At 67.0% G+C, this 14,015-nt stretch carries 10 protein-coding genes and 2 pseudogenes; 2 read left to right on the top strand and 10 right to left on the bottom strand.

The window, feature by feature from the left end; all coding sequences use genetic code 11:
- Positions 1 to 17: 17 nt before the first annotated feature.
- The 10 genes and pseudogenes from QQY24_RS06085 to QQY24_RS06130 form a co-directional block, all read right to left on the bottom strand.
- Positions 18 to 638: pseudogene (locus QQY24_RS06085) on the bottom strand (IS5 family transposase); the annotation flags it as partial.
- A 113-nt stretch (positions 639 to 751) separates the two neighbouring features.
- Positions 752 to 1,196 (bottom strand): annotated as a pseudogene (locus QQY24_RS06090) (IS5 family transposase); the annotation flags it as partial.
- Positions 1,197 to 1,606: 410 nt separating this feature from the next.
- Positions 1,607 to 2,476 carry an HpcH/HpaI aldolase/citrate lyase family protein gene (locus QQY24_RS06095; RefSeq protein WP_301971633.1) on the bottom strand — a complete coding sequence of 290 codons (870 nt, stop codon included), beginning with the start codon at positions 2,474 to 2,476 and terminating at the stop codon, positions 1,607 to 1,609.
- Positions 2,395 to 4,041 carry an Ldh family oxidoreductase gene (locus tag QQY24_RS06100; protein ID WP_301971634.1) on the bottom strand — a complete coding sequence of 549 codons (1,647 nt, stop codon included), beginning with the start codon at positions 4,039 to 4,041 and terminating at the stop codon, positions 2,395 to 2,397. Before QQY24_RS06100 ends, QQY24_RS06095 begins: the two co-directional genes overlap by 82 nt.
- Before the next feature lie 5 nt (positions 4,042 to 4,046).
- Complete coding sequence (locus QQY24_RS06105) at positions 4,047 to 5,600, bottom strand: hypothetical protein (RefSeq protein WP_301971635.1); 1,554 nt, start codon at positions 5,598 to 5,600, stop codon at positions 4,047 to 4,049.
- On the bottom strand, positions 5,587 to 6,969 hold the full coding sequence (locus QQY24_RS06110) for a phenylacetate--CoA ligase family protein (RefSeq protein WP_301971636.1): 1,383 nt from the start codon (positions 6,967 to 6,969) through the stop codon (positions 5,587 to 5,589). The genes QQY24_RS06105 and QQY24_RS06110 overlap by 14 nt, the downstream gene beginning before the upstream one ends.
- A 14-nt stretch (positions 6,970 to 6,983) precedes the next feature.
- Complete coding sequence (locus tag QQY24_RS06115) at positions 6,984 to 7,688, bottom strand: hypothetical protein (RefSeq protein ID WP_301971637.1); 705 nt, start codon at positions 7,686 to 7,688, stop codon at positions 6,984 to 6,986.
- A 5-nt stretch (positions 7,689 to 7,693) separates the two neighbouring features.
- Complete coding sequence (locus QQY24_RS06120; RefSeq protein WP_301971639.1) at positions 7,694 to 8,959, bottom strand: hypothetical protein; 1,266 nt, start codon at positions 8,957 to 8,959, stop codon at positions 7,694 to 7,696.
- Complete coding sequence (locus QQY24_RS06125) at positions 8,956 to 9,432, bottom strand: cupin domain-containing protein (protein WP_301971640.1); 477 nt, start codon at positions 9,430 to 9,432, stop codon at positions 8,956 to 8,958. Before QQY24_RS06125 ends, QQY24_RS06120 begins: the two co-directional genes overlap by 4 nt.
- Positions 9,433 to 9,479: 47 nt before the next feature.
- Positions 9,480 to 10,418: a class I SAM-dependent methyltransferase gene (locus tag QQY24_RS06130; protein ID WP_301971641.1), complete on the bottom strand. Its 939-nt coding sequence runs from the start codon at positions 10,416 to 10,418 to the stop codon at positions 9,480 to 9,482.
- A gap of 629 nt (positions 10,419 to 11,047) precedes the next feature.
- Here QQY24_RS06130 and QQY24_RS06135 point away from each other — a divergent pair.
- Positions 11,048 to 12,103, top strand: a complete 1,056-nt coding sequence (locus QQY24_RS06135) for an LD-carboxypeptidase (RefSeq protein ID WP_301976162.1) — start codon at positions 11,048 to 11,050, stop codon at positions 12,101 to 12,103.
- A 55-nt stretch (positions 12,104 to 12,158) separates the two neighbouring features.
- Positions 12,159 to 13,982 (top strand): threonine--tRNA ligase, encoded by a 1,824-nt coding sequence (gene thrS, locus QQY24_RS06140; RefSeq protein WP_301971642.1) that lies wholly within the window; start codon positions 12,159 to 12,161, stop codon positions 13,980 to 13,982.
- The last annotated feature ends 33 nt before the right edge of the window (positions 13,983 to 14,015 follow it).

The following is a 14,015-nucleotide window of genomic DNA, read 5'->3' on the forward strand; positions in this document are numbered from 1 at the left end:
AAGAGGTTGTCTCCTTTGGTAAGTCTGCGGTAGCAGATGAGGCTGCAGGCGATGGCGGTGAAGGCCATGAAGTGCTCGGCCTTGCGTTCGTAGCGGCGGTGCAAACGGCGGCAGCCGCCCAGCCAGGACATCGTGCGCTCGATCGTCCAGCGATGCCGGCCCAGGCGTGTGGAGGACTCGATGCCCTTGCGGGCGATGCGGCGCCGGATGCCGCGCTTGCGGAGCCATCGGCGCAGGTGGTCGTAGTCGTAGCCCTTGTCGGCGTGCAGCTTGGCGGGACGTCGTCCGCGCGGGCCGCGGCCGGAGCGGGTCGGCGGAATGCCGCGCACGAGCGGCTCAAGTGCCTGGCCGTTGTGCAGGTTGGCGCCGGAGATCCCGATCGAGAGGGGTAAACCGGTCCGCTCGGTGATCAAGTGGATCCGCGAGCCTTCCTTGCCCCGGTCCACAGGATTCGGACCTGTCAGCTCCCCCTTTCAGGCCCGCATGTTCACCGGGTCGATCGCACACCGCGACCAGTCCAGGACTCCGCGCGCACCCAGTTCGTCAAGGATGAGGCGGTGCAGCTTTGCCCGGACCCGGGCGGCACTCCACTCCGTGAAGCGCCGGTGTGCGGTGGGCCCCGACGGGCCGAAAACCGGTCGGCGTACAGCCGCCGGGGCTTGTGGCGGGGGCGTCCCCGCAGACCCCGGATCGATGGGACGGCGTCCAGCAGTGGCAGGAGCTGGGTGGCGTCGTGTCGGTTGCCGCCGGTGAGCGTGACGGCGAGCGGGGTTTCCGTGGCGGTCGACGATCAGGTGGTGCTTGGAGCCGGGGCGGGCGCGGTCGACGGGTGAGGGGCCGACGTGATCCCCCCTTTGAGGGCCCGGATGTGCGAGCCGTCCACGGCGCAGTCGTCCAGGTCCAGCAGGTCGGCGCGGCGCAGTTCATCGAGCAGGGTGGCGTGCAGGCGGGGCCAGACTTCCGGCCCCGGTCCACTCCCGCAGCCGCCGCCAGGCCATCACCCCGGAGCAGCCGACCGTCTCCGCGGGGACGTCACGCCAGGCGACGCCCGTGCGCAGCACGTACAGGACGCCGGCGAGTGCCGTCCGGTCGGGAACACGCAACCGTCCCCGACAGCGGCGGCGCCGCTCGGGAGCGGGCGGCAGCAGCGGAGCCACCCGCTCCCACAGATCGTCAGGAACAAGATCAACACGCACCCGGGACAGCCTGCCGACCAAGATCGTCGAGCACGAGACCCGCAGCTCAACTCATTCTGAAACGATCAGTAAGGCGTGCAGGGGCGGCAACGCACCCGGCGAACCGTCCCCGCACGGTCCGTTTTGCCGCACACGACAGGGCGGAGGATGACGCGGTCGGCAGCGCGGACAAGCATGTCGGTTCGGACACGGTTTTCGCCCGGACCACCGTTGGCCCCCGCACGCTCCTCGGTGAGATAGAGAACTTTTTCCAACCTCATGTTCGCGCTGGTCAGCGGACTGTCGACGGTTGAATACACCGGTCGACAGCGAGGCCTTGACCAGCGGGTCCGTAGTCGGTCACGGCGCTTCGTGTGCTCCGCCGGGCGTGGTCGGTAGTGCTGCTGGCCAGGTTGGAAGAGGCTCAGGGATCAGGTAGCCAGCTTTCCAAGCTTGTCCAACAGGGATTCACGCAGCAATTTTATCTCGTTACCGAAGGCGATCAAATCAAAGCCTTCGGCAGCATACTGAGCTGCGAGGTCCATGTCATAGGCGAATATACCCGCTTGTTTGCCGTGAGAGCGGGCCGCTTTAAGGGTCCGAGCGCGGGCCTCGTCCATGGCCGCACCGGTCATGCGGCCGGGTTGTCCGAGGGCACTAGCGAGGTCTCCCATGCCGATGAACAGGGCATCGATCCCTTCAACGGCCGCGATTTCGTCGACCCGCGCCACGGCTTCAGCTGATTCGATCTGGACAATGCAGACGGTGCGCCGATTAGCATCACGCAGGTAGCCGTCCACATCGGTGAAGTAACCGGACGCCCGCACGGGATTGACTCCGCGGCTGCCTTCTGGCGGGAAACGGGACGCGGCGGCGGCAGCCGCAGCAGCAGCCGCGTCATCGACCTTGGGAATCATCACGCCGGCGGCGCCCATGTCCAAAGCGTGTTCGATCAAGTGGTGATCGAGGTACGGCACCCGGACCAGGGGGCTGCATCCTGAGCCGGAAAGCGCTTGGAGCATGTGCAGGGCATCGGTCTTGGTCATGGGTGATGCCTCCATGTCCAGGACAACCCAGTCCAGCGGCACGATGCCGCACAATTCCGCAATCATGCTGTTGCCAGTGAGGAGAAAGATGCCCAGTCGGGGACCGGAGCGCTCGGGCTCCGGATCCGTCAAACGGCGAACTGGGTGTATCAGGGGATGAGCGGCGGGGGTTGTCAAACCATCGCTCCTTCGGTGGTGGAACGGAGGGGTGCGGGCGGAGGGGATGCGGAAGAGAGCGCGAGCAACTGGTTCCACAGGTTTGTCGGGATGGACAGGTCGACGGGTTCAGGGCGCGGGTTCGCCCGGCCGGGGAGTCGCGGAGGTGGTTCGCCCGGAACGGTGCCGAGGTCGCGCAAATGCTCTTCCAAGCGATGCACCGCTGCTCCAAGCGTTGCGGTGGAGTTGCCCAGGGCGTCGGCTGGGAAGGCGATGAACAATCCGCCGTTGCCTGGGAGTCGCGGGTCGGCGGCGTGTCCGGCGCCCGCCACGACACCCGCCAGGACCTCTGTGAAGGCGGCCCAGGCGTGCCCCTTGTGCCCCGCGGCCGGGAGCAGGGCGGCACGGGCCGGTGTGGTGTAGAGCAGCCGCGGATCGGTCGCCGCGCGCCCCTGGCGGTCGATGAGCACTCCCGGAGGTACGGCCTGCCCCGAGAGCAGGGCGGCTCTGACGGTTCCTTCCGACACCGCGCTGGTACTCATGTCGACAATCACGGGCGGACCGGGTGGTGCGGGGCAGCCGAAGACCACGGGGTTGGTCCCCCACACCCCGGCAGTCCCACCGGTCGGGGCCACCTTGCGACCGGCACCCGAATAATTGACGAAGCCGATGAGGACCAGGTTCGCCGCGGCGACACCGCGGGCGAGGCCCGACAGTCGCCCCAGATGTCCTGCGTCGCGAAGTCCCACCACGGCGGGTCTGTCCGCGCCCGCACTGGTCAGCAGGGCCTCCAGCCGCCGCCGTACGACGGCTCCCGGAGCCCGTCGACCGTCCAGGAGGTGACTACCGGGACCAGTGCTCCGGGTCATGGGAACGGCCGTGGGCACAAGGTGGCCGGCCTCGACAGCAGCGACGTACTCGGGAATGCGCAGCAGGCCGTGCGAAGGGGCCCCGGCGATCTCCGCCTCCATCAAGTCTCCGACGGTGTCCGAGGCGGCGCGCCGAGGGAAGCCAACCCTTTTGAGGGCCGCGCCGGCGACGGCTGCCGCCTCCTTCAGGGTCACCCGCACCATGTCCCGATCGACGGAAACGCGCGCGCGAACCACCCTCGGGGAAGTGGCGACCGCACCTGGCGGAAGGTCGGACGCCTCGTACTCGGTAATGCGATCGACGACCTCCTCCAACGTCAGGGGATTCGTGTCCACCAGACGGATCGCGGGGACGGACGCAAGCTCCTCGTCCAGATGTGCCCAGGTCAGTCGCTCGTCGGCCTCCTGCACCTTGGTATCGGCGCGGATGCGTACCGCGAGCTGGGCGGGAGCGGCGCGCAACCCGTAGAAGACCCACTCGGTGGTGGGATCGGCGAGCAGGTCCGCGAACCGCTCGAGGTTGCGCCCCGGAAGCATGACTCCGCTGATGACGACCACCCGGGCGCCCCAGGCGCGGTAGGAGTCCAAGCAGGTTCGCAGGTTGCGGTCGAGCACCTCGTACAAGCGCTCACCGGCCTGCCAGGGATGGATGTCAGCCACGGCGTCGGTGTCGATCAGTGCCGCCGGTACTCGGTAACGCCGCACCAGACGGCGCCCAGTCTCCGTCTTGCCCGCGCCAGGGGCTCCGGTCAGGACGACGATGCGGGTTCGTCGTGGTGCAGGTGTGCTGTTCATCGGCATCACACCCTGGGTGACACGTAGGCGACCGTATCAGTGGGCCGGCCACTGTGGATGCACGGTGCGGTCGCGGTGACACGGCGCAGACCGAGCACCTCTCCCTGACCCCAGGAAGCGACCTCGTCAACTGCCTCTTCAGTGGGCTCCAGCGGTACGACGGCCGCCGAACGAGTGGCCAGCACGTCACGGACCGTCGCACGGTCGGCGATCCTGACCCGACGGGCGGCGAGAGCGAGCGAGCGGCGTAGGTACCCGATGCCGACCTCGCCCAGTGCGGCGGGCAGTACGGAGGCCAGGTCCGGCAGCAACCGCGGCCGGAACACCGCCTCCTCTCGGGTGTCGGCGCGGACCACCACGACTCGGATCGCATCGTCCGCATCGCGGCGCGGCTGCAGGTACACCCGCAGGGGTACGCCCTGACGGCGCCAGCGTCGGTGGAGCCGTCCCGTTTCCCGGCGGTCGCCGACGTGCAACTCACACCGAATGTTGCGCTGTCCCAGCGCGGTCACGAGGGCTTCGGCATCCGCACGGTCCTGGCCTGTACCGCCGGCGAGTGTGAGGGCGACTTGGACGGGCGCGAGGTCCGGGTGGATCAGGAGTTCGCCGTGGGCGTCCATGCCGAGCACCAGATGCGTGAGCACAAGGCGGCGGGTGAGGGCCCCCGTCACATGGTGGGTGAAGTGGCGGCCGCGGCTGTCGCGGTGAGCGATCCCGTAAGGCCGGGAAAACCGTGTCCCCTGGTCGTAGACGCATCCCACCTGCACTGTTGAGCCGTGTGGCAGCGGGGTGTCGGCGCCGACGGTGACGTTTGCGACGCTGGTGTTGTTGGTCCACGGCGGCCGTGTCGACCACAGCGCGGGTACGTGCATGGCGGAGCACAGCCGACGGGCCATGGTCACGGCGTTTGTGAACCCGCGGGCAGCGGTGCCGCTGTCGGGAAAGCAGGACTGGAACTCGTACACGTCGCCGGACTCCGCCGACCGGAAGACGCTGCCACCGGCTCGCGCCGGACGGAAGTAGCGCGCTCGGCGGTAGACGTGCAGGGGGAGGTCGCTGCGCTGGCGTACGGTCTGGGCCCAGTGGGTGTAGACCGCGGCCTCGCCGGTGGGACTGAGCACCGCCTTCCGGTGCCCCGCCGCCCAGTCGGCGTCGTCGCCTGCGTACAGCAGGGGCGCCCCCGGCAGCACCTGCCGGGTGGGGTCCAGGATGGGGGCGGGAAGCAGGTGGGGATAGTCGTACTCGCGGTACCCCTCCGCCTCGTAGATGTCACGCGCCAGGACGTCCAGGCGCCGGATCAGCCCCATGCCAAAGGGCAGCATGATCATGGCGCCGGGGGCCGCGATCGCCCCCGCGTCCAGTACCTCCGCCTCCTTGAGTCGACGGCCGAACAGTCCCAGATCGAAGTGCGCACCGGCATCCAGGGCCTCGGCCAGGGGTGTGACTGCGGCCCCGTCGCGCGAGGGCCTCCAGGGCAAGTGGTGAGGCGCGGGCGCGGGCGGCCGCGGAAGGGGTTCTTCCTCGCGCGGCAGCACCGACCAAGGATCAACGTCGTTCATGAGTGCTCCCGGCCGTAGCCGCGGCTCCGAGCTCGGAGACGCACAGTCGGAACTTTCCGGTCGGCGACTCCGGCATGCGCTGCAGCGTCTCGAACTCCACCGTGAAGGGGTATCCGGTGTGGTGGTGAATGCGTTCGACAAGTTCGGCGGTCGTCCGCGTGCGCAGTCCGCGGGGCGTGTACACCTTGACCTGCAGTCGCTCAGGTTCCCGTTGCACTACCTGGAACCAGTGAATTTCCGGGAAACGCATGAATAGGTAGGAGAACAGGTAGGCGTCGATGTGGCTGCCGGTGGGTGTCACAATCAAATCCTGCAGGCGGCCTGCGACCGAGGTCATCGCAGGATACGGCAGCCGCGTCCCGGCCGTCCGCGGCAATGGGGCCGCCAGATCACTGGTCTCATAGCGCAGCAGCGGCATGGACCGGTTGTTGAGGGTGGTCACCACGACGCGCCCGGTTTCGCCGTCGCGGCAGGGCCGGCCCTCATCATCGAGGAATTCCACGAACACGTTCTCGGACTGAATGAGCATCGGGCCGCCCCCGGGCTGCTCATGAGCGACGATGTTGGTCTCCCGCATGCCGTACTTGTCGTACACCTCGCACCCCAGGGCCCGACCAATGGTTTCGCGCAGGGCGGGCGGCAGCGGTTCCGAGGTTCCCTGGACCGCACGCAGGCCTGGGATGTGCAACGAGCGCCGCTCCGCCTCCTTGGCGATCAGATGCATGGCGTTCGAGTAAGTGCTGATCAGAACGGGCCGGAAGCGCACGAGCCGGTCGAGCACCGCGGTGATCAGCTCCGGCGACAGGTGGAAGGTGTTGAATTCCCGGCGGTTGGTCAAAAGGTTCTCGACCCTGTCCAGGAGCTGTTTGAACGACCAGTAAATTTCCGATCCCCACAGCAGGGCGAAGGGGTCTCCAAGCTGCCAGTCACTGCACCATTCGTAGGTCCGTAGCTGGTGCGCGCGCATCCACATGCGAAAATCGGCGTCCTGCTGGAACTGGGCACGACGACCGGTGGAGCCGGATGAGTAGTTCGTCTGCAGCGTCGCGCGGTCGGCTTCGGAGGACAACAGGTTGTCCTGTTCCCGGATGAGGACGTCACGACTGAGCAGGGGCAGGCGGCGCAGGTCTTCGAAGGAATCCAGATCTCGTATGCCGTGCTGGTCCATGACGCGCCGGTAGTAGGGCACTGTGCGGTAGGCGTGGCGGACGGTCGCTCGAAGCTTGTCGAACTGCAGTTCTTCGATCTCCTGCGGGGACCTTTCCTGGTTGGCGCGCAGCCACTCCAGACGCTCACGGACCGAGGAACGGCCACGCAGCCGCTGTTCTTGCCAGTACAGCGAACCGGCGGCGCGGCGAGGTATGGGCATGGCTCGGTGACCTTTCAGTGGTGGTGATACCGCCGGTATCGGTCGAGGGGGAGCGCAGAGGTCTCCTCCTGCTCGCCGGTCGGCAGGACACGCCTGATCCAGGCGGCACGACGATCAACGAAGTCTTTCTCGAGCCGCCCGGCGAACCAGGCCGCCAGTACCGCGGAGTGACTGAACGACGAGGCAGGATCCTCGATGTCGAGGTTGTCGTCCCAGTCGTAGAAAACTACGGTGCGCCCGTCGTGAACGGCGGTGCTGATCTCGTGCAGCACCTGGTCGGGCACCAAGTGCTCAAGGACGTAGAGGTAGGAAGGCAGGTAGATGAGGTACCGGGCCGTCACCAGGTCGACTGCGCGTCCGCCGTAGGACAGTGTGGAGGCGCTGTAGACGAAGCCGGGACCACGATGAGTTTCGGGCGGGCGCTTGTGCGCCGGCCGCCGCAGCATCGGGATGTCCGTGGCTCCGTCGACGATTTTCAGCGCCTGCCAGCAGCTTTCCACGGATGATGCGGTGACGTCCGGCAACCCCGGTACCGGAATGTGCCAGCTGGGATCGTGGTGGAACGGATTGAGGGTGACGAACCGTCGCATGGTGGCCGGCGCGGCGAGGGCGGTGTCCACCCGTAGCGCATCGCGAGCCTGCGTACCTTCTCCCTCAGCCCGGCTTGTGGCGATCAGCCTGCCGCGTGGGCGGCGGGGGCCGGCGGCGAGGTCGGGCATGCTGCTCACCAGTGGGCGGCGTCGGCCCAGCCGGCCACCCGCGCGGCGATTTCCTCAGCGGGCATTCCGCTCCCGTGGGCGTTGAGTTCCACCCAGTTCACCGAGGCGTCCTGTCCCACCTGAAGCGGCACAGCGCCCAGCGGGGTCGATGACCGGCAGTACTGTTCCAACGTCCCCAGCAGGTGTCCGCCCGATGCGCCGCCCACAGCCACGGCGCGTACCGTCTCGTGCCGCCGATAGACGTCCAGACCCCAGGCGCGATAGGTGAGACGCCATTGCGGTCGCTCCTGCCGGTAGGCATTGCGACGTTCCCAGTCCACCAGTCGAATCCCGCTGTCATGAGCGGCCTTGCGAAGAGCGGAGGGCAAGTTGGCGAACGGTACGACCACGACCGCTGCGCCCATACCGGCATAGACGGGCAGTTCGTCGGCGCGTGGCAGGTCGGTGAGGTAGACCACCAGACCGTCCGCGGTGGGGGCGGTGAGTGCGGCGGCCAAGCGGTCGGCCACACCCCATCGGCCTTCTTCCCGGACCTGGGCAAGCGGACCGGCGGCGACCGCGCCCCCGGGGGCCACGGCGCAGGCGGCAGTACGGTCCGGATGACCCTCGACGCTGCGTTGCAACGGCTCCAGCCAGTCGGCGTGGGTTTCGAAGGACCACCGGTATCCCAGATCCTCCTTCTCCAGCATCAGGGTGCTCATGTTGTGGATGTCCAAGGGGGCTTCGAGCGCCTCGTTCTCCACGGTGAAACCGTGGGCGCGCAGGAACGCTTCACGGCGAGGGTTGTTGCTCAGCAGCCGGACGGAGGACACGCCCAAGTGTCGCAGGATCGCCGCGACAGGCTCATAGGAGCGGGCATCCACCGGTGCGTCCAGGCGCGCATAGACCGCCTGCGTGTCGAGGTTCTCCTGCTGCCGCATGGCGTAGATGGCGAAGTGGGAGGCGATGCCGAGGCCGCGAGCGTCCTGGTCAACGCCGTAGAGGAGCAATCCCCGGCCGTGGCGGGCGAAACTCTTCATCGCCTCTTCCAGCTGATAGCCGCAGTCGCACTGAGCGGAACGCAGCACATGGCCGAAGACACAGGCGGACTCGATCCGCAAAGGCATTGGTTCGGTGCCGTGCAGGTCACCGGTATAGGCGGCGATCCAACGATCGCCCGCGAAGTCGAAGTGCCACAGGACGAAGGGCGTCTCACCGTTCTCCCACCGCAGGGGCAGGTAAGCCGGGCCGTCCGGGGCGGGTACGCGCAGTTCTGCTTCCGTTGTCGTCATCGGACCAGTGCACCTTCCGCGGCGGACTGGCCCGGCAGGAACGTAATGTCCTCGTCGTTCCGGACCAACGTCATGCGGGTGTGGGAGTCGATGGGGTGGTGGGGCACACCGAACGCGAGGAACTCCAGCGGGTTGTCATCCAGGGGGCCCTGGACACCGTGCGGGTAGGCTGCCGGGACATAGACGGAGTCCCCCGTCCTGAGAGCGTAGTCGACACCGTCGATGTGCAGCCCGCCATTGCCGTTGAGCACGTACAGCAGGTGGGCCCCTTCATGGATGTGGAGCGGGAACTTGCTGCCGGGATTCATGATGATCCGGTCGACGCCGATCGAGAGACCCGACAGGATGGAAGCCCCGGCGCCGGCCACGCCGGTGATGTCCTTCAGTCGCACGCCGGCGTCGTCGTACATGGCGCGTTCCACCGACTCCAGCACATTCTTTATGTGTTCTTCCTGCTGGAAGACCTTGCTCATGATCAGCTCCTTGGGGATTGACGGGGAGGGTCCGGTAAAGGGGTGTCTCAGGGGCGTCCGGCGAGGACGCGCAGGTAGACGAAGCGTCCGGAGCGGTAGAGGTTCGCGGAATCTCCTCCGACCCGCTGGCGGTAGAAGCGGCGGTACATCCGCCTCACCGGCCCTTCGGGCAGGGCGGACAGCAGCGCGTCGACATGCCGGGGCAGCTGGTCGAGGGAGCGGAGGACGCCGTCGGTGATGTCCTGCCGCTCCAGCACCCGCAGTCCGGCCGCCTCCACTTGTGCGTCGAGTTCCTCGACCCGGTCCGCCGGCCATTCATCGGCGAGGACCACTAGTCCGCCCGGACGCAGCACGCGACGGGCTTCGTCCCAGAACGACTGGGGACGGGTGAGGCAGTGCGTCGTCTCGACCGTGAGCACACGGTCGAAGCGCCTGTCCGGAAAGGGCAGTCGGCAGGCGTCCGCGCAGACGAAGGACACCGGTGCCCTCCGGTGCACGTGGGTGCAGAACTCCACGCTGCGCAGCGAGAAGTCCACCGCAGTGACGGACCGGACCGGGTAACCGTCGGCGACCAGGGCGGCTCCGCCGCCGCGGCCGCATCCCACCTCCAGTACTTCAGCGCCCGTCATGGGTACTTCGCCGATCGCCCGACGGTACAGTCCTGCGGCGAGGGATCGGATACGGCGCTCCGGTGCCTGATCGTCGCTCATGGGACTCCGCGTTCCGGCGTAACCCATGTTCATGAAGGCGAGCCAGTCGTCCGGGTGCAGCACGGTCAACAGGTCGTACTTTGCCCGGTAGAGCCGGCCGGGACGGAAGGCACTGGCGGTGGCATGACATGCCTGTGCGGACGGCGCGGGCAAGTGGTCGACCCGGCGGCCAATGTACTCGGCGGCTTCGCACCAGCGATCCTGCGCGGGGGTTTCAAACCACGTCAGGTAGTCGAGGAGATGCAGGACCTGCTCCGGCGCCAGAGCTCCACTCATTACTCCTCCTAAAGGCTGTCCCGTGACTCTGGAGACGGCTTGCCAGTGTCCGGTTCAACCCGCTTGGCCGGAATCCCGTCGAGATCGCGAGTCGGGGTGAAACCGGACAAGTCGATCCGGCCGTGGTGACCTGCCAGCCGTGCCCCGAGTTACGGGACAACGCTTAGCGTCGGTGGGCACGGTCGGCGGAGTCGACGACCCCCTCCAAACCCGACAACCGATAGTGACTCACGTAATTGACTAGAGAGTCAAGGCTTGCGGTCACTAGAAGTTGTTCCGTGACTCATCGAACACCGCAGCGAATCATCTCCACCAGTCCAATTTGTCCAATTACATCCCTATTCACGACTTCGATGCATTCCCCCGAACGGGACGAAGCATGCCTTGACGGACAGCAGTGGGGGTTGCGGACGACCTTCAGCCACCTTCTTTTATTTTTCCAATACAAGGAGCCAATCGGACTTTCCTTTCATTCAACCCGCGGCGCCGCAGGTTCAAAGGAAGGGCTCGTGCAGTGTATAGTCAACTCAACTTGACTCACTTGTCACAACGCTGCGATGGTGCAACCGCCCGCTACTGAGAATGTGACTGCGAACAGAGGGGATGGCGGTATGAGCACCTCGCACGGCATGGCGCCGACGTTGGGCGGCCCAACCACTGCCGTCGTGGTACCCCGCCCGGTCACGGGAACCCGTATCGCCGTGGTCTCGCCCGCGGACCAGTCGATGATCACCACTCCGCGACGTTTCCGCAGTGGTCTGAGCTGGCTGCGCAGTCAGGGATTCAGGCCTGAGGTCATGCCGGCCGCCGCGGTGAGCGACCGCCGACCGGGACCAGCGGAGCGAGCGGCCGACCTGATGGCCGCAATCGAGGACCCGGACATCCCGCTGGCCCTGGCAACCATGGGGGGCAACGCGGCGGTGAGCCTCCTGCCGCACCTGGATGCCCGGTCGCTGGCGGACCGGCCCACCGTCCTGCAGGGGGGCTCGGACATCACAACCTTGTTGTGGTGGGCACACCATGCGACTGAAGTCCCCATGTATTACGGCCCGATGTTGTGCATGGGACTGGCCGAGGAACCGATGCCGTTCGCGGAAGCACGCGACGGGCTCCTCGCCGCCTGGTCCGGCAGTCCGCTGCACTGTGCGCCGGCGAGTCGGTGGACGGAGGAACTGCTGCCGATCGACGCCCCTTGGGACTCCCCCGCTCAGGATCAGCACCGGCCGTCCACCGGACCGGTGCGCTGGCGCACCCTGCGCCCGGGAATCGCCCGGGGGACCCTCCTTGCCGGTTGTCTTGAGGTCCTGGTCTGGTACGTCAGGTCCCTGCCTGCGTGGTCACTGCTGCACCGCGGTGACGTGGTGCTCGCCCTGGACATCGCACTGCCCGGCGCACGGTGGAGCGAGTCCCAGCTCGGTGGGCCCGCGGGCGTCGACACTCTGTTGCACGCCTTCGGGCAGAGCGGGGGATGGGACAGGGTGACCGGACTCCTCGTCGGACGCCCCCGGGGCTACCTGGCACACGAACGTGCCGAGCTGTATCGCGTTCTGCTGACCCACGTGCCCCCCGGGGTACCAGTCATCGCCGACGCGGATCTGGGTCACACCGAACCGACCTTGACCCTGCCCCTCGGCGCACGGGCCGAACTCGATACTTCGGTGCCGCACCTGGAAATCCGGCCCTGAACACCCACCCCCACACGCCTTGTCGCACCTCAACCCAGCGAGGATCAGGTTCACCATGGATGAAAAGCTCAAGCGGATCCGGCACAGCGCGGCACACATCATGGCGCAGGCCGTACGAGAGAGATTCGCGCCGGAAGGTCCGGTCCACCTGGCCATTGGACCTGCCACGGGGACCGGATTCCACTACGACTTCGAGCTTCCCCGGTCAGCCACCACCGAGGATCTGGGGTGGATCGAGGAGCGGATGCGCCAGATCATCGCTGAAGGGCTGCCGTTCGTCCGGCGTGAGCTGTCCGAACAAGAAGCGCGCCAACTCTTCGCGGACGAACCCTACAAAATCGAAATCATCGACGGCATCGTAAAGGGCACACTCGACGAGCACGGTCTGCCGGCGCAGGACAACACTGCCCCGACCCTGACCACCTACCGCCACGGCGACTTCGAGGACCTGTGTGCCGGCCCGCACGTCGACCGTACGAGCGACATCGACCCGCACGCGATCAAGGTGACGTCCGTCGCCGGTGCCTACTGGCGGGGGGACGAGACTCGCCCCATGTTGCAGCGCATCTCCGGCACCGCCTGGGAGACTGCGGAGGAGCTCGATGTCCACATGTGGCGACTGTCCGAGGCCGAAAAACGCGATCACCGCAAGCTCGGGCGGGAATTGGACCTGTTCATGATGCATCGGACCGCACCCGGCATGCCGTACTGGCTGCCGGACGGTCTGCGGGTCTACAACCGGCTGCTGGGCTTCTGGCGCGAGGAACACGACCGGCGCGACTACCAGGAGATCAGCAGCCCGCTGGTCAATGAGAAGAGCCTGTGGGAGACCTCGGGGCACTGGCAGCACTACGTCGACAACATGTTTGTGATACCCACCGACGAGCATTCCACGTACGGCGTGAAGCCGATGAACTGTCCGAATGCCATGGTGGTGTTCAACCGGCGCACGACGTCCTACCGTGACTTGCCCATCAGGTTGTCGGACTGCGATGTGCTGCATCGTAACGAGCGCTCCGGCACATTGCAGGGCCTGCTCCGCGTCCAGGCCTTCCGGCAGGACGATGCGCACATCTTCCTGCCGGAAGAGGAAATCGGTCAGGAGTACGCGCGCATCTTCGAGATCGCGGATCTCTTTTACAACACCTTCGGCCTGACCTACCGGCTCCGGCTGGGCACGCGGCCCGACGGCTACGTCGGGGACCTGGCGACCTGGAACCGCGCCGAATCCGTACTGCGCGAGGTCCTCGACCACCACGCCGGTCCCGCAGGGTACGAAGTCGCCGAGAAGGACGGCGCCTTTTACGGACCGAAGATCGACATCCTGATGGAGGACGCCCTCGGCCGTGAGTGGCAGATGGGCACCATCCAGCTCGACTTCCAGCTTCCCCGACGCTTCGGCTGCACCTATGTGGACAGGGACGGGCAGGACCGTACCCCCGTGGTCATCCACCGGGTGATCTACGGCTCCATGGAGCGGTTCATCGGCATCCTGCTGGAGCACACCGGCGGCGCTCTGCCGCCGTGGCTTGCACCGCGCCAGGCGGCGATCATCCCTGTCGGTGAGGACTTCGAGAGCCACGCTGCGGAACTGCGCGAACAGCTGGGGGAGCTGGGCCTGCGTGCGGAGATCCTGCACGCGGGACGCGGCAGCATCGCGGCGCGGGCTCACACGGCGCGCACGGCGAAGATTCCCTACGTCTTCGTTCTGGGCCGCAGGGAAGCCGAATCCGGCTCGCTCGGCGTGCGGCTGCGAGAAGGCGGACAAATCCCCGCCCAGCCCCGTGTCGAACTCTTCGAGCGGTTGAGCACCGCCCTGCGGCGGCGTGACATCTCCACCGAACTCGCTTTCGCGGATCTCTTGCCCGCCGGCTCCTGAGAGCCGCCGGCCGATGCGGGACGGACGCGACCG

The organism is Streptomyces sp. TG1A-8, assembly GCF_030499535.1.
Taxonomy (GTDB): domain Bacteria; phylum Actinomycetota; class Actinomycetes; order Streptomycetales; family Streptomycetaceae; genus Streptomyces.